The organism is Bradyrhizobium sp. WBAH42 (assembly GCF_024585265.1).
GTDB lineage: Bacteria > Pseudomonadota > Alphaproteobacteria > Rhizobiales > Xanthobacteraceae > Bradyrhizobium.
The window spans coordinates 5,881,079-5,897,470 of the sequence record NZ_CP036533.1 but is presented as its reverse complement, the minus strand read 5'-3'; the positions used below and the strand labels follow the sequence as shown (position 1 = coordinate 5,897,470).

Below are 16,392 nucleotides of genomic sequence, written 5' to 3'. Positions count from 1 at the left end.
GCATGGCCGAGACATCAGCATCACGCCCGGCCTCGACGATCCTGCTGCTGCGCGACGGCGCAGCACGGGAAATCGAAGTCTTCATGATGGTTCGCCATCATCAGATCGAGTTCAACTCGGGCGCGCTGGTGTTTCCCGGCGGCAGCGTCGATGCCGGCGACAACGAGATCGTCGCCCGCGCCGACCTCTATTCGGGCGGCGAAGGCCTCAGCGAAGCCGACCGCGGCTTCCGAATCGCCGCGATCCGCGAGACGTTCGAGGAGAGCGGCATTCTGCTGGCGCGGTCGAAAGACACTGGCGCGCCAATCGACGCCAAGCGCGCCGGCGAGATCGCCGACGCGCATCGCATCGCGCTCAACGAGCACAAGATCAGCTTCCTCAGCATCCTCGCCGACAACGGCCTCCAGCTCGCGCTCGACACGCTCGTGCCCTACGCCCACTGGATCACGCCCGAGGGCATGCCGAAGCGATTCGACACCTGGTTTTTCCTCGCGGCGGCGCCGCCGGATCAGCTCGGCGCGCATGATGGAAGGGAATCGACCGATTCGATCTGGATCTCGCCGCGCGAGGCGGTGGAGGGCGGCGAGAGCGGCCGCTTCAAGCTGCCGTTCCCGACCACGCGCAACCTGATCCGGCTCGCCAAGCAGCCAGACGTGAGTGCAGCGCTTGAGCACGCCCGGGGCCTGTCGATCGTCACGGTGATGCCGATCATGACCAAGACCGAAGCCGGCCGTCAGCTCCGCATCCCCCGCGAGGCCGGCTACGACGGCGAGGTGTTCGAGGTTGGGGCGGTCGGCTAATACACTTCGATATTGAACGAAGTATCGAGGGCCGCGTTCGCGCTAGAGTCCGTCCATCGAGCAGGACGGAATGCGCACCATGGACGCCCGGCAGGACACCAACATCGCCGTGGAGCTGGCCCTGCTGGTCGCGCTCGCAACACTCTGGGGCGGCTCCTACACCTTCATCAAGCTCGGCGTCGCCACCATCCCGCCGATCACGCTGATCGCGGCGCGCACGGCCATTGCCGGCCTGCTGCTGCTCGTGATCATGTGGATGCGGGGCATCAGAATGCCCACCGATGTCGCGAGCTGGCAGCGCTTCGCGTTCCAGGCCGTGCTCAACAGCGTCATCCCCTGGACGCTGATCGCCTGGGGCGAGCGCCATGTCGACGCCGCGCTCGCCACCATCCTCAACTCGGCCGGGCCGATCTTCACCTTCCTGCTCACGTCGCTAATCACCCGTCACGAGGCGACGACGCCGCGAAAACTGTTCGGCGTGGTCGCGGGCATGGCCGGCATCCTGCTGATCGTCGGCGTCGATGCCTTCCATGACATCGGCAGCGGCCTCATCGCCGAGGCCGCCATCGTCGCCGCCACCATCTGCTATGCCTGCGCCGCGATCTTCGGCCGCAGCTTCAAGGGCCTCGATCCTATGGCGCCCGCAGCCGGCTCGCTGCTGGCGGGGGCAGCGGTCCTGATCCCTGCCTCCCTGATCATCGAGCAGCCCTGGACGCTGTCGCCTTCGCTGAGCTCGGTGCTGGCACTGTCGGCGCTCGCGGTGTTTTCGACCGCGGCAGCGTTCGTGATCTATTTCCGCCTGATCCAGACCCTGTGCTCGGTCGGCACCACCGCGCAGGCCTACCTGCGGGTGCCGATCGGGGTCGCCATCAGCGTCGCCTTCCTCGGCGAGGCCTTGAGCCGGACCGCCTGGATCGGCTTGGCCTGCGTCGTCCTCGGCGTCGCCGCCATGACGATCCCGGCCCGCAGGGCAGCCAGCGTCAAACTGTCGTAAAGCTGAGGCGGGCGGCAAGTCCCGATATTAACGATATTCCGCGTCCCGAGGCATGTTCCCCCCGGGCAGCAATACGTCGTATATTGGACTTCCAGCAGTCCGGTCCTCAAGCCACCAATGTCCGCCGAATTGACGCCGCCCCCTGAGAAAAGGCGAACCTTCTCGCTCTCCATCGGCCAGCTCACCTTCGGCAGCTTCCTGTTGGTGCTGGCGGTGATCATCGTCACCTCGACCGCGAGCGTAATCGCGATCCGGCACATCGACACGACCTTTGCCGAGCTGCAGCGGCTGCAGAGCGTCGGCGACCTCGCCGAGGACATCGATCGCCGCATGAACGAATTGCGCCTTGCCGCGCGCGACTTCGTCACGGATCCCGGGGCCGGCATCCAGTTCCAGCAGGTCGGCGAGGCGGCCTCGACGCTCAGCGACATCCTGAAGAAGACCCGCATCGAGCTCGCGCCCGAGCAGCAGGACATGATCGACGGCGTCACCGAGCGGCTTGCGACCTATCGCACCGGCCTCGAGCGGATCTCCACCCTGATCGACCGCCGCGCCCAGCTGCTCGCCGGACTGCCGCCGCTGCGCGAACAATTCGACGAAGCCGTCGCAAGCACCCCGGACCGCGAGCTGGCGTCCCGCCTGTCCGAGGCGCAGAGCCGGATCGCGCTCGGACTGCTGGCGCGCAACCCGTCCGCGGCCGAGCAGGCCGCACAGGGAATGCGGGGGCTCGATATTGGCGATGCCAAGCTGAAGTCCGCGGTGAATGACTATGCCGAGGCCATCATGGCCGTCGCCGTCCGCGAGCGGCAGATCGCCGACATCGATCGCGAGGTACTGGGAACGGAAGGCCGGCTGATCGGCCGCGTCACCGAATTGCTGCGTGAGGTCAGCTCCCGGCGCGGCCATGTGCTGTCGCGCGACTTCGCCCGGACGCTGACCGAGGCGCGATGGCAGAGCATCGTGCTCGGCACGGTCGGCGTGCTCATCGGCATCGGCGCTGCGTGGTTCGTGGTGCGCCGGACGGTGCGTCCGCTCGCTCAGATCGCGCGATCCATTCGCGCGCTCGCCGCCGGCCGGAAAGACACGTCGATTCCATCCGCCGACCTCGACAACGAGATCGGCGACATTGCGCGGGCGGCCGAAGTGTTTCGACGCGCGCTGGAGGAGGCCGACACCGCGCGCGAGGCGGCGGTGCGCGCGCTCACCGAGCAGCGCCTCGCCGAGGAGAGTTACCGAAAACTGTTCGAGGGCTCCATCGACGGCATCTATGTGACGACGCCGGCCGGTGACCTCCTCAACGCCAATCCGGCGCTGGCGCGCATGATGGGCTATGACAGCCCCCAGCAGCTGATCGACAGCATCAGCGACATCGCTCACACCATCTACGTCCACCCCGAGGCGCGCGCGGAATATCAGCGGTTGATGGCGCGCGACGGTATGGTGCGCGAGTTCGAGTATCAGGTGCGCCAGCGCAGCGGCGACATCCTCTGGCTCTCCGACAGCGCCACCGGCGTGCGCGACGAAGCGGGCAACATCGTCCGCTACGAGGGCACGCTGCGCGACATCACCGACCAGAAGCGGGCGGAGGAGGCCATCGCCGAAGGCCGGCGCCTGCTCCAGCAGGTGATCGACACCGTGCCCGCGGTGATCAACGTCAAGGATCGCAATCTGCGCTACGTGCTGATGAACCGCTACATGGCCGGCATCTTCGGCATCGAGCCCGGCGAGGCGCTCGGCCGCACCACGGCCGACCTGATGTCGCGCTACGGCGCGGCAAAGTCCGACGAGAGCGACAAGCGGGTGCTCAAGCTCCGCAAGGGACTCGGTTTCTATGAGGAGGAGTACCAGGACGCTTCCGGCAACATGCGGCAATGGCTGGTCAACAAATTGCCGCTGCTCGACCCCGAGGGCGAGATCGAGCGGATCGTGACCGTTGCGCTCGATATCGGCGAGCGCAAGCGCGGCGAGCAGGAGATGCGCAAGGCCAAGGAAGCCGCCGAGACCGCGCTGCGCAATCTGCGCGAGACCCAGGCCTCGCTGATCGAGGCCGAGAAGCTGGCCGCGCTCGGGCGCCTGGTCGCCGGTGTCGCCCACGAGGTCAACAATCCCGTCGGCATCAGCCTCACCGTCGCCTCCGCTCTGGAGCGCAAGACCGCGATGTTCAGCGCCGAAGTCGAGCGCGGCGAGCTGCGCCGCTCCACGCTCAACGACTTTCTCAACACCAGCCGCGATGCGTCCTCGCAGCTCGTCTCCAATCTCAACCGCGCCGCCGAGCTGATCCAGTCGTTCAAGCAGGTCGCCGCCGACCGCAACTATTCGGATCAGCGGACTTTCGATCTTGGCGACCTCACCGAGCAGGTGGTGATGAGCCTGCGGCCGGGGCTGCGTAAGCACAATCTGACGCTCAACGTCGAATGTCAGCCGGATCTGACCATGAACAGCTATCCCGGCCCGTACGGCCAGGTGCTGACCAATCTGTTCCTGAATTCGGTGGCGCACGCCTTCCCGGACGGAAGGCCCGGGACGATCGAGATCCAGGTGCGCGAGTCCGGCAAGGACAACGTCGAGATCATCTTCTCCGACAATGGTTGCGGCATGTCGCTCGACGTCCGCCGCCGCGCCTTCGATCCGTTTTTCACGACGCGGCGCGACCAGGGCGGCACCGGCCTCGGGCTGCACATCGTCTACAGCATCGTCACCAATCGGCTCGGCGGCCGGCTCGATCTCGATTCCGAGCCGGGTGGCGGCACGCGCATCCAGATGATCCTGCCGCGTGTTGCACCGCTCGAACAGGCCGCGGAATAGCTAGTCGACGTCCGCGAGCTTATGCAGGGTGGCGCCGAAAATCAGGCTGGCCTTGCCGACCAGCGCTGTGCCCGTCATTTCCGCGCGCGTGTCGGTGTAGGTGCCGCTGACGCCGATGCCGACCGGGGCAGGGCCGCCGAACAGCGGATTATCATCGCCGCGAGGCGAGGTGTGCCGCTGCACCAGCACCTCGCCTTTGAAGGTGCTGCTGTCCTTCACCGTGTAGCTGCCGGTGTAATAGAGGTAGGCATCGCCGCCGAGAATCTTGCCGTCGCGGAAAAGAATCACGCCGCTGCCCTTGCCGACTCGACCATCGAGCAGGGTCACGTGAATTGAATAGAGGCCGTTCTTCATAACGTCCCGCAGGCCGGCCGCCATCGCCCAATGGCGTAACCGGTCCGGCTTTTATGCCAAAGCCTATCTCCCCGCGCAACGCGGCAGTTTGCCGGCCGGCAGCGGCCTGCGAGCCGTACTTGTCCCGGCTTGTCCGTGACACGATCATGACGCTCTGATGGTGAGGCGAGGCCTAACGTTGCGAATCAGAGTTGGCCCGCGAAATGCATAACCATTGTTGCACTGGCCGCGGGGTGCTGGAGCAAGACGAACGTGACCAACTGGATCGATTCCGGCGGCGATGAGCCGCGTCTGTACAGTGTGCGTCCCACGAATTGCAAAAGCGAACAACGGCGGATTGGCAATGCGATACGCCGGCGAAACCCGACGAGGCTGGCGTGCGCCTTGGCCTTGATCGCGCTCGCAGCCTCCTCGGGGCACGCGCGCGACCGCGGGCAGTTCGCCAACACCAATCCCGAATTGAAGTCCTGGTTCGACAGTCTGCGCAGCGGCAAGGGGCCTTGCTGCTCCGATGCAGATGGTTCGGCGCTCTCGGACTCCGACTGGGACAGCAAGGACGGGCATTATCGCGTCCGCGTCCCGCGCTATGGCTCTGCGCTCGATGGCCAGCAGCAGGAGCTCGTCTGGGTCGACGTGCCCGAGGAGGCCGTGATCTCGGAGCCGAACCGGGTGGGACGCACCATGGTCTGGCCAATCTACGGCTACATGGGCGTCACCATCCGCTGCTTTATGCCCGGTAGCATGACCTAGCCCTCGGGCGTGACCTCGTCGCCGGCTCGGATGCCTGTTAGGGCCGGCGGCGCCTCAGGTGTATTTCTTGTCGCGTTCGAGCAGCTCGATCGAGATGCCTTCGGGCCCGCGGATGAAGCAGATGCGTACGCCGGGCCGGATGGTCGTCGGCTCGCGCGTGAAGGTGACACCCTTGGCCTTGATCTCGGCCGCGACGGCGTCGATGTCCTTCACCGTCAAGCCGAAATGATCGAGGCCCTGATGCGGGTGCGGAGGCGGCGGGTTGACCGCGCCATCGCCCTCGAGCGGCGCGATGAAGATCCTGGCGCCTCCGAGATTCACGTCGATCCGTCCGGGCGCGTGCACAATCTCGCCACCAAGGATATCCCGCAGCCAGGCCGCCGTTGCCTCCGGATCGGGGCTGCGCAGATGGACGTGATCCCAAGTGACGGCGAATGGCATTTCATGGTCTCCAGAGGGTGTTTTCGATGTTGCGGCGCATGTTAGCGGCCTCGGCCGGTGGTCGCCACCGCCTTGCCGACTCGCATGATCCGCGGGAACCTTAGTTCGTTGGCCGGATTAAGGTAAGTTGTGGCCGAGTCCAGCTTCGATGGTGCTGCGGCTCCGATCGGTGGGCATCCATGAACGCCAAGATCGACCGAACCGGATTGGGGCGCTTCGCCGGCAGCGGCGAACGACTGGCACGGGCAGTGACGATCGCAAGCGTCTCATTTGGCCGAACCCTTCTGTGGCTGCTGGCGGCTATCATCGTCGGCTGCGGCATCTGGATGCTGTTGCCTCTTTCCAAGGGCAACAGTGCTGAGCCGGTCGGCGCGGAGCTGGCGGCTGTTGAAACGCCTCCCTCCGGCGATGCGTCGGCAATAGCCTCGGGGGCCTCCGAAGCACAGGTGCCGGCGACGGCAGAACTTGGTCGTCTCAGGATTTCATCGCAGACCTGGCGTCGCGGCGGCCTCGGCTCCAAAGCCCTGGTGACGTTCACGCTGCGAAACGACAACGACTATGCCGTAAAGGATGTCGAGATCGTCTGCTCCTTCACACGGCGCGACGGCAGCCATCTGACCGACCGCAGCCGCGTGCTGGCGGATCCGGTCAGCATGAAGAGCCGCAAGACCTTTGTGCGTATCCCAATCGGCGTCGTCAACGTGAATGCCGATCAGGCAAAATGCTCGCTGGTGGCGGCACGCCGCGCATGAAGGCGGCCTGTTCCGGTAGCTGAAAAGTTACCCTCTGCGGTCCTTGGCCAAAAACCATGCATCACCATTTGAACCGAACGGCTGGGCCAGGAACCAATTGGTAGATCGCCTGTTGAGGCGAGGAGAGCCCACGCGGGGATGCGGGGGGCGGAGCGCGGCCAATGCCCATCTTTAGGTATTTCATTTTCGTCGGTGGAGCTTTGCTCGCACTGCTGTTCGCGGCGGATTTCGTTTTCCCGGCGCCGCCCGTGGCGCATGCGGTCGCAACCGCAGGCAACGACCAGCCGCTGATCCGAATCCGGTCCGATCGTCATATGCCTGAGCGTGTCGTCCTCGACACCAGCCAGCCGACGATTGGCGCACCCGCGGTTCAGACCGCCGCAGTGGCAGCTCCCCAGCCAGCGGTACAGGAAAGCCTGTCGCCGGCTCTGGCCGAGATGTCGGCCAAGATGCGGGTGCGCGAGACCTTCGCCCAGTTCACGCCGGCGCCGAGGGCCGGGACCGCCACGGCCAAGACCTCCGAGACCGCTCAGCCCCAGACTTCCCAGGCTCAAGCTTCTCCGGTGCAGGCTCAGCCCAAGCGTAAGATCGTCAGGACGCATCCCGCGCCGCAGCCGGGCCGTCCTATGATGCTGGTCGCGCAGCAGCCGCATTTCGGCCTCTTCAGCACGACCTGGTAACGGCGCTTTCGGCCAGCCTCGATCGAGGTGGGAAGGGCTTTTTATTGGCCGGCCTCTCTGCTAATTCGAACCGACCGAACGCCGTCGGGTGAGCTGGCTCCTCGCCAGCGCCGGCCGGCGAATCTCGGTGGCCCGCTACCCGGGCCAGGGCGCTCGTAGCTCAGCTGGATAGAGCATCGGATTTCGATTCCGAGGGTCGGAGGTTCGAATCCTTCCGAGCGCGCCAGTCGTCTCTGTTCCGCATATGTTCTGGAACGACGCGAACGGGTCACCGCCGCGAGGGCGCGGCGTCCTCACTTTGCCGGGACACCGCTTTGCCGTCCGCGTGCCAGCGTGTCGGAGGGCGCCTCGTGGAAGATCGCGCGGTAGGCCGCGGCAAATTCGCCGAGATGATGGAAGCCCTGGGCACGTGCGCAGCTGGTCACGGTGACGCCGCCGCCCTTGAGCAGGCGGGCGCGGGTCGCCCACAGCCTCTTCAGGCGAATGTACTGGTGCAGGCTCATGCCGCGCACCTTGCTGACGGCGCCGCCGAGCGTGCGGATCGAGACGTCGAATTCGCGGGCGAGATCGGCCGTATAGATCGGAGCGGTCGGGAAGGTCGCGACGTAGTCGTCGATGCGCTGCACGAGCTTGATCGCCCGCTCGCCCTGGACCGAGGTGCTCCGATCCGACATCGGATCGATTCGAAACAGATCGTCGAGCGCGAGCAGCAGGCCTTCCTGGAGATGGGCCGCAACCTCCGTCGTCTCGAACAGGCGCGGCTGCACTGACGCGGTTCGCAGGATATCGAGCAGGAGCTGTCGCGTGTGGAGCAGGGCGGGCCGGTTCGCGACATGGGCGCGCAAATGGTCGGCGCGGTCGAACCAGCCACGGTCTCTCAGTTTGGGGGAGAAGATGATCATGGCGTGATGATTGGTCCGGGGCTCGACGAAATGGCACTCATCGTTGCCGCGGAGGGCAGCGAAGAAGCGCGCGTCCAGATCCACACCCTTGAAGTTTGCCTGAAGATCGTCGGTCATCGACAGGATCACCATCCCGCCCGGCATGCGATAGGCGGTCTCCAGGATTCGCGCGAACGATCTCATCATGATGATGCGGCACGCCGGCAGGGAAACGATGGCTCGGGCCGCCGCGAAGTTCGGGATGTCCAGCGGAATGCTCCTCGCATCCTCCATCGTCTCGAGCGGCCGAAACGCATCGACATTGGAAAAGCCGATCAGTTGAAGCGCAGAGGAGGGAGCGAGGTTGTCGAACAACATGATTCTGGCGGGCCGCTGAAATGAGACAATCAAATGAACGCCGATGCATCGCCATCAATGCCGAAACATCGCGTTTCAGTAAACGGAATTTCAGGCCGTAGTATTGCGGACATCATGTCATGAAGACCGTCCGGTCAATGTCACCGTCAACCTTCTCGGTCCATCGGTTCGCCGGCGGCGAGGCCAGCGATCGCTCTGCAAGATGATCTCGCAAAAGCGAAAGGGCCCGAGGGCCCCTTCAAACGTCACCAGCGGCGATAGCCGTAGTGCCCATAGTAGCGCGGACCGTAATAGCGCGGCCGATAATACCGCGGGCCGTAGTAAGGCCGCGGCCCGTAGTAGCCATAGTAGTTCGGCCGCCACCAGCACTGTCCCCAGGCGTCGCAGACCATGCGGACCTGCTCGACGCCGGAGACCTGCGGTGTCGCAGGTGCAGGCGCGATGGGCATGGCGGATGCCGTCGACGATGCAGCGAGGGCGCCGAACAAGCACGCGGCCAAAAGGCCAGTCTTGAGATTCATGATGTCTTCCTCCGCTTACGCGATGCAGGATATCGAGGTTGTTCTGATCAAATTGTGGCCGAACCGAAATGTAATACAGATGAACAAACCTTCAGCGAGCTGACCCAAGTCACAGCTCGGCAGCGGAGCGTAGGTCGCCGGGCCATGCCGTGACTAGACCTTGATCCTGCGCAATTCGCAAGTTTGCCTTGGCTCTTACTGTCATCGTCATGGCAGCGGCGTGGTGCCTGTTGCCGGCCAAGGTGAGCTGAATGCAAGTCATTCCAGATCTGTCGATCTCGCCGGAGAAGGTCTTCTTCGTCATCTCGAAATCGCGCCGGTCCGACAGCGAAGCGGGCGGGTGTGGCGTCGTCCTGGACTGGCGACGACGACATGAGCTACGGCCGCGGCGGGCGCGGCGAAACCACCGACCGTGCGGAGCTCGCGGGCTTCATCCGCGCTCTCAATGTTGACGAGCAGATCGATCTCGTGGCGCTGGCCTGGCTCGGCCGCGGCGACGGTGATCTCTCCGATTGGCGTCAATTGCGCGCTCAGGCTGCGCAGGCGCACAACCAGCGCACCGCGTCCTACCTGATCGGCACGCCAATGCTCGCCGACTATCTGGAGGAGGCGATGACGCAGTTCGGCAAGTCCTTCGAGGAATTCGAAGAACTGCTCTGATGCCGGATGCGGCGTCTGCAAGTGTCAAGGAGAAGTTGCAATGGACAAGATGAGAATTGAAAAGGGTGACTGGCTGGTCGTGTGCGACGGGCGCAAGGCGCTCATTCTGGAAAACCTCGGCGACGAGATGTTTCCGAACCTCCACACCAGGGAGGTGCACGAGCAGCCCAATCCCGCGACCGCCGCTCAAGGGTCAGCCGCGCCGGGCCGAATGCATGGCGCAGCCGGCGGCGCACGCAGCTCGATCGAGCAGACCGATTGGCACGACGAGGCCGAGCGCGCCTTTCTGCGGAGCCTGGCCGGCCGGCTCGATGCCGCCGTCAGCTCCGGCGAGACCACGGCCCTGACCATGGTGGCCTCGCCGCGCGCGCTCGGCATGATCCGCGCCGACTATTCGGAAGGCGTGCGCAACGCGCTGCAGGGGGAGGTCGGCAAGGACCTCGTCAAGCTGCCGGTCTACGAGATCGAGAAGCAATTGCTGCGGTCGGGCGCCGCCAAATAAACGACCCGCAGCGGCCGCGGCGCCTCAATAGCAGGGGTGCCGCCGGCCGTCCTGACCGATATAAGCAGCCGCGCTGCGATAACAGTGGTTGGTCGCCGGGCCGTCATAGTAGGCGAAGGTGCCAGGGGTGATACCGGGGCCGTAATTGTGCAGGTAGCTGATCGGGTAGGGCAGCGGGTTGGCGTAGGAGCGGTGGTACCGGTGGCGGCCGTGCGCCTCGGCGAGGGCAGGGGCCAGGACCGCAGCCGTCAGGGCCGCAACCGCGGCTACACGCGTCAACTTGCTCATCTCGATTCTCCGGAACCCGCTCGAATAGGTCAGCCGTTATAGCAATTTCGAGCGGTCGGGCATCGCTTCGGGGGGCCGAAATCAATGCCAATGCCGCAGATTTCCGTGTGGGTGTGACAGAATTGCCGGACATGCGGCCAAAAGCTGCCCATTTTTGGCCTTTTCGGGATGCTTAACGAATTCCCCACACAAGTATGACCAAAGACTATTCGGTTCAGAATTCTGCCGCCGGACCTGGGGATCACTTGCCGGTCCCTCGTGTCAGGTGCATTCCTGAAGGCCTTCGCCGTCATCTCGCCATGCGCATCACGCTTCCGAGTCTGCTGTTGCTCTGCCTCGCCGCTGCCACGCCGGCTCGCGCCGAGCTGCACATCACCCGCGACCACGGCGGCTATGTCGAGGAGTACAAGGCCAAGTACAAGCGGGTGCGCGAGAAGGGCGAGCGGGTCATCATCGACGGCATCTGCAATTCGGCCTGCACGCTCGTGCTCGGCATCGTGCCGATGAACAAGATTTGCGTGACGCCGCGCGCGAGCCTCGGCTTCCACCAGGCCTATTACGACAAGGCGTTCACCTTCGGCATTAAGGTCACTAGCGCCGAGGGTACCTCCGATCTCATGTCCTACTATCCCGACACGGTGAAGGACTGGATTCGCCGCAATGGCGGGCTCACCACCGACATGAAAAAGATCAAGAACGGCGTCGAGCTCTGGAAGATCGTCAATCCCTGTCCGGAAGAATGGTGAGCAGCTGAGCCGGACCGCGATCGTCCATCGCAGCGCAGCATCGTCACGACGAAATTCGCATTGCCGCATGGCCGACGGTCGGGCAATGAGGGCGGCAATGAACCATAATCAAGAAACCCTGGCCGCCCGCGCCGCGCCGATTCTGTTCGTGCTGCTCTGGAGCACCGGATTCATCGGCACCAAATACGTCGTCAACAATGCCGATCCCTTGACCTATCTCGCCATCCGCATGGCGATCGTGGTCGGGTTGATGGCAATCATCGCAGGCATCGCGCGGCCGAAATGGCCGGACCGCGCAGGCATCGCGCACAGCGCGGTCGCCGGCATCCTCGTCCACGGCTTCTATCTCGGCGGCACCGCGATTGCGATCGCGCATTCGATTCCGGCCGGCCTTTCGGCGCTGATTCCGGGCTTGCAGCCGATCCTGACCTCGACCATCGCCAATCGCTGGCTCGGCGAACGGGTCACGCCGCTGCAATGGGCCGGGCTCGTGCTCGGCCTCGGCGGGGTGGTGCTGATCCTGCACAACCGCCCGATGACCGGCGAAGCCGGGCTCGGCTGGCTCGCCTCCGTGGTCTCGCTGGTCAGCATCACGCTCGGCACGCTTTATCAGCGCCGCTACTGCAATCACATCGACTGGCGCGCCGGAAATCTCGTGCAGTACGTGGCGGTCACCATTTTCTTCGCGATCGGCGCCTTCCTGTTCGAGGATCGCGTGGTGCACTGGACGCAGGAGTTCGTGCTTGCGCTCGCCTGGCTCGCGGTCGCGCTCTCGATCGGATCAATCGGGCTGTTGTACTGGCTGATCCGCCACGCCGCGGCGACCTCGGTCGCGAGCCTGTTCTATTTGGTTCCGGCCGTCACGGCCCTGATGGCCTATCTGCTGTTCGGAGAGAAGCTGGACGCGATTGCCATTGCGGGCATGGCGCTCTGCGCCACGGCGGTCTTCGTCGTCAATCGGCGGTCCTGACGGCATGCACAGCCCTGCGGTCGAGCGCGAGCATCATCCGGGTCGGCGCGCAGCCAAGCGGCGCGGGTAGGTGTGCGCTGTCTCCGGGGCGCGCCCGCACCCGGAGACGTCTGCACGGTGCGATCAGCGCTTGGTCTTCTTGGCCTTCTTCTTCGACTTGCCGGCTTTCTTGGTCGCCTTCTTCGCAGACTTTTTCGCGGCCTTCTTGGACGACTTCTTGGCGGCTTTCTTCGTCGTCTTCTTCGCAGCCTTCTTGGCCTTCTTCTTGGCTGCCTTCTTCGGCGCTACTTTCTTCGCGACCTTCTTGGCGGCTTTCTTCACCTGCTTGACTGCAGTGACTGCCGCGTCCTTGGTCGTTTCCACGGCACTGGTGATCGTCTCCATCGCCTGTTCGGTGATCGGCTTCTCGTCGTCCATATCGTCCCCCACGGTTTGTATGGAGCGATGACGATAGCGGGTTTCGAAATTGTGTCAAAGCGACGCTCAACCTTTGCGGATCTTTGCGTAGGCGGCGAGCGCGCGTTCGCGTCCCCTGGCATGATCGACGATCGGCTGCGGATAGGTCTTGCCGATCGTGATGCCCGCGCTCGCTAGCTCGATCGGCATCGCCTGCCAGGGCCGGTGGATCAGCTTGGCCGGCAGGGCCTTCAGTTCCGGAACCCAACGTCGAACGTAGGCGCCGTCAGGATCGAACTTCTCGCCCTGGAGCTGCGGATTGAACACGCGGAAATAGGGCGCAGCGTCTGCGCCGCAGCCGGCGACCCATTGCCAGTTGGCAGGATTGCTGCCGGCGTCCGCGTCGACCAGCGTGTCCCAGAACCAGGCTTCGCCTTGACGCCAGTCGATCAGGAGGTGCTTGACCAGGAAGGAGGCCACCACCATCCGCACCCGGTTGTGCATCACCCCGGTGTGCCAGAGCTCGCGCAGGCCGGCATCGACGATGGGATATCCGGTGCGCCCGCGCTGCCAGGCGGCGAGCGCTTGTTTGTCGGCCTGCCAAGGAAAGCGATCGAAGTTCGTCTGCAGGTTTTCGGCGGCGAGGTTGGGGTGATCGTGGAGGAGGTGGCGGCAGAATTCGCGCCAGCCGAGCTCGCTCAGGAATTTTTCGACGCCTTGCCCGAGCGCCGGATCTTCCGCCGCGGCAAACCGGGCGGCGTGCCAGACCTGACGCGGGCTGAGCTCGCCGAAGCGCAGATGCGGCGACAGCCGTGAGGTGCCCTCTCGGTCCGGGCGATCGCGGTCGCCGGAATAAATTCCAACAGTGTGCTTGAGGAAGTCGCGCAGGCGAAGATGGGCGGACGCGGCGCCGGGGGTCCATGCCTCGCGCAGGCCACCCGCCCAATCGGGCGCGGTCGGCTCGAGCTTCCAGCCCTCCAGTCGATCGCTTGCAACGCGCGGCGCAGGGCGCAGCTGCTTCGGCGCGGGCAGGGGCTTGGGCGGGTCGCCAAGCGCCAGCACGCGGCGCCAGAACGGAGTGAACACGCGCAGGCCCCGGCCGTCCTTGGTGCGGATCGCCGCGGGCGGGACCAGCAGGTCGCCGGGAAAGCTTTGCGCGTGCGTGCCGAGCTTAGCCAGGGCCGCTTCGAGCTGTCGCTCGACGGCCTGATGAGGCGCCTGCGCGATTTCGTTCCAATAGACGGCGCGGGCGCCGCTCTCTTGCGCCAGCTCTGGGATCACCTTGGCCGCCGATCCCCTGCGCAGGACGAGCGAGCCGCCGCGCGCGGCGATCTCGGCACCGAGCGATCGCAGCGACTGCGCCAGCCACCAGCGTGCCGCGCCGCCTGGCGCTCGCCCCGCCGCCTCGTCCAGTACATAGAGACAAAGCACCGGCGCTCCGGACTTGGCGGCGGCGTGGAGGGCGGGGTGGTCGGACAGGCGGAGATCGTCGCGAAACCAGACGATCATGGATGGCTGACTTGGCGGGGTCAGGGAGGGCCTCGTTTACCAATTGGAAACCGTACCGCGCGCGGCGGCGGGAACCGCCGTTAATGCGGCCGTAAGTCAATTGCACGAATATGCAGGAATTACGGGGGTCATTCCATCCATGTCCAATCTTCTAACGGCGAAGTTCCTGCCGCGGTTCAAGCTCGGCACCAAGGCCGTCCTGTGCGCGGTGCTGCTGATCGCAATGAACACGGCGCTGGTGGTCGGCGCCGGCTATTGGTCGCTGACATCCGCGTTCAATGACCGCGCCTTGCGCGACATCGAGATCAATCTGCGCACGCTGGCGCTGGCCTTTGCGGAGACCGTTCCCGAAGCCAAGATCACGATCCGGGACGGCGCGGTGGTCCGCGCCGAGATCCCAAAAATGCCCGACCTCAAGGATCACGCCATCGTCGATCGGTCGGTGTCCTATGTCGGCGGCAACGCGACCCTGTTCGTGTTCGACGCGGCGAGCGGGCAGTTCGTCCGCCGCTCGACCAACGTGAAAAAGGAAAATGGCGACCGCGCCGTCGGGACCCAGCTTGCCGCGGATCATCCCGGGCAGGCCCCGCTGCGCCGGGGCGAGGCCTATAAGGGGCCGGCCACGCTGTTCGGCAAGACGTTCATGACCGCCTATTTCCCGATTGCGGATGGTACCGGCAAGGTCGCCGGCATTCTCTATGTCGGCATCCCCATGGCGCAGTTCGAGGGCATGCTGTCTCAGGCGATGGAGAGCATGGCGGCCGCCGCCGGGCTTGCCGCGCTTCTGGTGCTGGTCCTGACCCTGCTGGTCGTCCGCCGCATCACCCGGCCGCTGACCTCGGTGACGCATTCGCTCACCGCGCTTGCCAACGGCCAGGGCGACGTCGCGATCGAATGCGAGGACCGGGCCGACGAGATCGGCGAGATCGCCCGCACGGTCGCGGTGTTCAAGAGCAACTCGCAGGAGCGGGCGCGCATGCGCAGCGAGCAGGCGGCGGCAACCGCCGCCGCAGCCGAGCAGCGCAAGGCCGAGCTGCGCAACTTCGTCGAGGGGTTCCGCGGCAGTGTCGGCGGCATTCTCGACAAGGTGCTGGCATCGTCGGGCGAGTTCGAGCGCGCAGCGCGACAACTCACCGACGCCGCGCGCTCCACGGCCGATCTGTCGGCGCAGTCGGCGGGAGCTTCCGAAAGCGCCTCCGAGCATGTGCGTTCGGCGGCGTCGGCTTCCGACGAATTGTCCCAATCCATCTCCGAGATCACCCGCCGGGTGCAGGAATCGAACGAGATCTCCGCCGAGGCGGTGCGGCAGGCCGAAGCGACCGACCAGCGCATTGCGCAGCTCTCGGAAGCCGGCTCGCGCATCGGCGACGTCGTCAAGCTGATCACCTCGATTGCCGAGCAGACCAATCTGCTGGCGCTGAATGCGACCATCGAGGCCGCACGCGCGGGCGATGCCGGCCGCGGCTTCGCGGTGGTGGCTCAGGAGGTCAAGACGCTCGCCGGCCAGACCGCGAAGGCGACCGACGAGATATCGAGCCAGATCGAGAGCATGCAGCTTGCGACCGAGGAATCGGTCGCCGCCATCAAGGCGATCAGCCAGACCATCGAGCGCATCAGCGGCATCGCAGGCTCGATCTCGGCCGCGGTCGAGCAACAGAAAAGCGCGACTCACAACATCGTGGCCAGCGTGCGCGCGGCGGTGTCAGGCACGGCCGATGTCGCGGTCAATGTCCGTCACGCCGCCAAGGGCGCCAGCGAGACGGGCGAGACGTCGAGCCGGATGTTTGCTTCCGCCCAGGCGCTGTCGGGCGAGAGCCTGCATCTGAAGGCCGAGGTCGAGAGCTTCCTCGACCGCGTGCACGCGGCCTGATTCCACGCAGTCGAGGCGGTCCGTTGGACCCCAGGAATCTCGAGATCCCGGGTTCGATGCTGACGCATCGCCCCGGGATGACTTTTTGCGGTCGC

General features: G+C 65.2%; 19 protein-coding genes and 1 tRNA gene. 12 read left to right on the top strand and 8 right to left on the bottom strand.

Going from position 1 to position 16,392, the window contains the following annotated elements; genetic code table 11:
• Positions 1-2 precede the first annotated feature (2 nt).
• From DCG74_RS27705 to DCG74_RS27695, 3 genes are all read left to right on the top strand, one after another.
• On the top strand, positions 3-800 hold the full coding sequence (locus DCG74_RS27705) for an NUDIX hydrolase (RefSeq protein WP_172783238.1): 798 nt from the start codon (positions 3-5) through the stop codon (positions 798-800).
• Between the two features lie 79 nt (positions 801-879).
• Positions 880-1,794 (top strand): DMT family transporter, encoded by a 915-nt coding sequence (locus tag DCG74_RS27700; RefSeq protein ID WP_172783806.1) that lies wholly within the window; start codon positions 880-882, stop codon positions 1,792-1,794.
• Positions 1,795-1,911: 117 nt separating this feature from the next.
• A complete protein-coding gene (locus DCG74_RS27695; protein WP_172783239.1) occupies positions 1,912-4,599 on the top strand; it encodes a PAS domain S-box protein in 2,688 nt (895 codons plus the stop codon).
• On the opposite strand, the gene DCG74_RS27690 is transcribed toward DCG74_RS27695, so the two are convergent.
• Entirely contained in the window at positions 4,600-4,953 is a 354-nt protein-coding gene (locus DCG74_RS27690) for a GrlR family regulatory protein (RefSeq protein WP_172783807.1), read from the bottom strand. It abuts the gene before it with no gap.
• A gap of 252 nt (positions 4,954-5,205) precedes the next feature.
• On the opposite strand from DCG74_RS27690, the gene DCG74_RS27685 reads away from it, so the two are divergent.
• A complete protein-coding gene (locus DCG74_RS27685) occupies positions 5,206-5,703 on the top strand; it encodes a hypothetical protein (RefSeq protein WP_172783240.1) in 498 nt (165 codons plus the stop codon).
• Positions 5,704-5,757: 54 nt separating this feature from the next.
• On the opposite strand, the gene DCG74_RS27680 is transcribed toward DCG74_RS27685, so the two are convergent.
• Positions 5,758-6,144 carry a VOC family protein gene (locus DCG74_RS27680; protein ID WP_172783241.1) on the bottom strand — a complete coding sequence of 129 codons (387 nt, stop codon included), beginning with the start codon at positions 6,142-6,144 and terminating at the stop codon, positions 5,758-5,760.
• Positions 6,145-6,323: 179 nt separating this feature from the next.
• On the opposite strand from DCG74_RS27680, the gene DCG74_RS27675 reads away from it, so the two are divergent.
• The 3 genes from DCG74_RS27675 to DCG74_RS27665 all read left to right on the top strand — a co-directional run bounded on the left by DCG74_RS27675 (position 6,324) and on the right by DCG74_RS27665 (position 7,802).
• Positions 6,324-6,896, top strand: coding sequence for a hypothetical protein (locus DCG74_RS27675; RefSeq protein ID WP_172783242.1), 573 nt, complete (start codon positions 6,324-6,326; stop codon positions 6,894-6,896).
• 161 nt (positions 6,897-7,057) lie between these two features.
• Positions 7,058-7,576, top strand: coding sequence for a hypothetical protein (locus DCG74_RS27670; RefSeq protein WP_172783243.1), 519 nt, complete (start codon positions 7,058-7,060; stop codon positions 7,574-7,576).
• A gap of 149 nt (positions 7,577-7,725) precedes the next feature.
• Positions 7,726-7,802 (top strand) — tRNA-Arg (locus DCG74_RS27665).
• Positions 7,803-7,869: 67 nt separating this feature from the next.
• Here DCG74_RS27665 and DCG74_RS27660 read toward each other — a convergent pair.
• The 3 genes from DCG74_RS27660 to DCG74_RS27650 form a co-directional block, all read right to left on the bottom strand.
• Positions 7,870-8,835, bottom strand: a complete 966-nt coding sequence (locus DCG74_RS27660) for an AraC family transcriptional regulator (RefSeq protein ID WP_172783244.1) — start codon at positions 8,833-8,835, stop codon at positions 7,870-7,872.
• Positions 8,836-9,080: 245 nt separating this feature from the next.
• Positions 9,081-9,356 (bottom strand): hypothetical protein, encoded by a 276-nt coding sequence (locus DCG74_RS27655; RefSeq protein WP_172783245.1) that lies wholly within the window; start codon positions 9,354-9,356, stop codon positions 9,081-9,083.
• A 109-nt stretch (positions 9,357-9,465) separates the two neighbouring features.
• Positions 9,466-9,660, bottom strand: a complete 195-nt coding sequence (locus tag DCG74_RS27650) for a hypothetical protein (protein WP_172783246.1) — start codon at positions 9,658-9,660, stop codon at positions 9,466-9,468.
• A 68-nt stretch (positions 9,661-9,728) separates the two neighbouring features.
• Here DCG74_RS27650 and DCG74_RS27645 point away from each other — a divergent pair, with 68 nt between their 5' ends.
• Together DCG74_RS27645 and DCG74_RS27640 are read left to right on the top strand one after the other, a co-directional pair.
• A complete protein-coding gene (locus DCG74_RS27645) occupies positions 9,729-10,016 on the top strand; it encodes a DUF3775 domain-containing protein (RefSeq protein ID WP_172783247.1) in 288 nt (95 codons plus the stop codon).
• A gap of 40 nt (positions 10,017-10,056) precedes the next feature.
• Positions 10,057-10,518, top strand: a complete 462-nt coding sequence (locus tag DCG74_RS27640; RefSeq protein ID WP_172783248.1) for a host attachment protein — start codon at positions 10,057-10,059, stop codon at positions 10,516-10,518.
• A gap of 24 nt (positions 10,519-10,542) precedes the next feature.
• Here DCG74_RS27640 and DCG74_RS27635 read toward each other — a convergent pair whose 3' ends face one another.
• Positions 10,543-10,806: a hypothetical protein gene (locus tag DCG74_RS27635; RefSeq protein WP_172783249.1), complete on the bottom strand. Its 264-nt coding sequence runs from the start codon at positions 10,804-10,806 to the stop codon at positions 10,543-10,545.
• Between the two features lie 299 nt (positions 10,807-11,105).
• Here DCG74_RS27635 and DCG74_RS27630 point away from each other — a divergent pair, with 299 nt between their 5' ends.
• Both DCG74_RS27630 and DCG74_RS27625 read left to right on the top strand, forming a co-directional pair.
• Entirely contained in the window at positions 11,106-11,552 is a 447-nt protein-coding gene (locus tag DCG74_RS27630; RefSeq protein WP_157280506.1) for a hypothetical protein, read from the top strand.
• Between the two features lie 97 nt (positions 11,553-11,649).
• Positions 11,650-12,522, top strand: coding sequence for a DMT family transporter (locus DCG74_RS27625; protein ID WP_172783250.1), 873 nt, complete (start codon positions 11,650-11,652; stop codon positions 12,520-12,522).
• A gap of 123 nt (positions 12,523-12,645) precedes the next feature.
• Here DCG74_RS27625 and DCG74_RS27620 read toward each other — a convergent pair whose 3' ends face one another.
• Both DCG74_RS27620 and DCG74_RS27615 read right to left on the bottom strand, forming a co-directional pair.
• A complete protein-coding gene (locus tag DCG74_RS27620; protein ID WP_172783251.1) occupies positions 12,646-12,939 on the bottom strand; it encodes a histone in 294 nt (97 codons plus the stop codon).
• A gap of 66 nt (positions 12,940-13,005) precedes the next feature.
• Positions 13,006-14,427 carry a deoxyribodipyrimidine photo-lyase gene (locus tag DCG74_RS27615; RefSeq protein WP_172783252.1) on the bottom strand — a complete coding sequence of 474 codons (1,422 nt, stop codon included), beginning with the start codon at positions 14,425-14,427 and terminating at the stop codon, positions 13,006-13,008.
• 139 nt (positions 14,428-14,566) lie between these two features.
• Here DCG74_RS27615 and DCG74_RS27610 point away from each other — a divergent pair, with 139 nt between their 5' ends.
• The gene (locus DCG74_RS27610; protein WP_172783253.1) at positions 14,567-16,297 is read left to right on the top strand and encodes a methyl-accepting chemotaxis protein; all 1,731 of its coding nucleotides are present in this window, start codon (positions 14,567-14,569) and stop codon (positions 16,295-16,297) included.
• The last annotated feature ends 95 nt before the right edge of the window (positions 16,298-16,392 follow it).

Excerpts from the sequence above, each read along its gene's own strand:
- DCG74_RS27705 (WP_172783238.1), top strand. The coding sequence starts at position 3 with ATGGCCGAGACATCAGCATCACGCCCGGCCTCGACGATCCTGCTGCTG.
- DCG74_RS27700 (WP_172783806.1), top strand. The coding sequence starts at position 880 with ATGGACGCCCGGCAGGACACCAACATCGCCGTGGAGCTGGCCCTGCTG.
- DCG74_RS27695 (WP_172783239.1), top strand. The coding sequence starts at position 1,912 with ATGTCCGCCGAATTGACGCCGCCCCCTGAGAAAAGGCGAACCTTCTCG.
- DCG74_RS27690 (WP_172783807.1), bottom strand. The coding sequence starts at position 4,953 with ATGAAGAACGGCCTCTATTCAATTCACGTGACCCTGCTCGATGGTCGA.
- DCG74_RS27680 (WP_172783241.1), bottom strand. The coding sequence starts at position 6,144 with ATGCCATTCGCCGTCACTTGGGATCACGTCCATCTGCGCAGCCCCGAT.
- DCG74_RS27675 (WP_172783242.1), top strand. The coding sequence starts at position 6,324 with ATGAACGCCAAGATCGACCGAACCGGATTGGGGCGCTTCGCCGGCAGC.
- DCG74_RS27670 (WP_172783243.1), top strand. The coding sequence starts at position 7,058 with ATGCCCATCTTTAGGTATTTCATTTTCGTCGGTGGAGCTTTGCTCGCA.
- DCG74_RS27660 (WP_172783244.1), bottom strand. The coding sequence starts at position 8,835 with ATGTTGTTCGACAACCTCGCTCCCTCCTCTGCGCTTCAACTGATCGGC.
- DCG74_RS27655 (WP_172783245.1), bottom strand. The coding sequence starts at position 9,356 with ATGAATCTCAAGACTGGCCTTTTGGCCGCGTGCTTGTTCGGCGCCCTC.
- DCG74_RS27650 (WP_172783246.1), bottom strand. The coding sequence starts at position 9,660 with ATGACGAAGAAGACCTTCTCCGGCGAGATCGACAGATCTGGAATGACT.
- DCG74_RS27645 (WP_172783247.1), top strand. The coding sequence starts at position 9,729 with ATGAGCTACGGCCGCGGCGGGCGCGGCGAAACCACCGACCGTGCGGAG.
- DCG74_RS27640 (WP_172783248.1), top strand. The coding sequence starts at position 10,057 with ATGGACAAGATGAGAATTGAAAAGGGTGACTGGCTGGTCGTGTGCGAC.
- DCG74_RS27635 (WP_172783249.1), bottom strand. The coding sequence starts at position 10,806 with ATGAGCAAGTTGACGCGTGTAGCCGCGGTTGCGGCCCTGACGGCTGCG.
- DCG74_RS27630 (WP_157280506.1), top strand. The coding sequence starts at position 11,106 with ATGCGCATCACGCTTCCGAGTCTGCTGTTGCTCTGCCTCGCCGCTGCC.
- DCG74_RS27625 (WP_172783250.1), top strand. The coding sequence starts at position 11,650 with ATGAACCATAATCAAGAAACCCTGGCCGCCCGCGCCGCGCCGATTCTG.
- DCG74_RS27620 (WP_172783251.1), bottom strand. The coding sequence starts at position 12,939 with ATGGACGACGAGAAGCCGATCACCGAACAGGCGATGGAGACGATCACC.
- DCG74_RS27615 (WP_172783252.1), bottom strand. The coding sequence starts at position 14,427 with ATGATCGTCTGGTTTCGCGACGATCTCCGCCTGTCCGACCACCCCGCC.
- DCG74_RS27610 (WP_172783253.1), top strand. The coding sequence starts at position 14,567 with ATGTCCAATCTTCTAACGGCGAAGTTCCTGCCGCGGTTCAAGCTCGGC.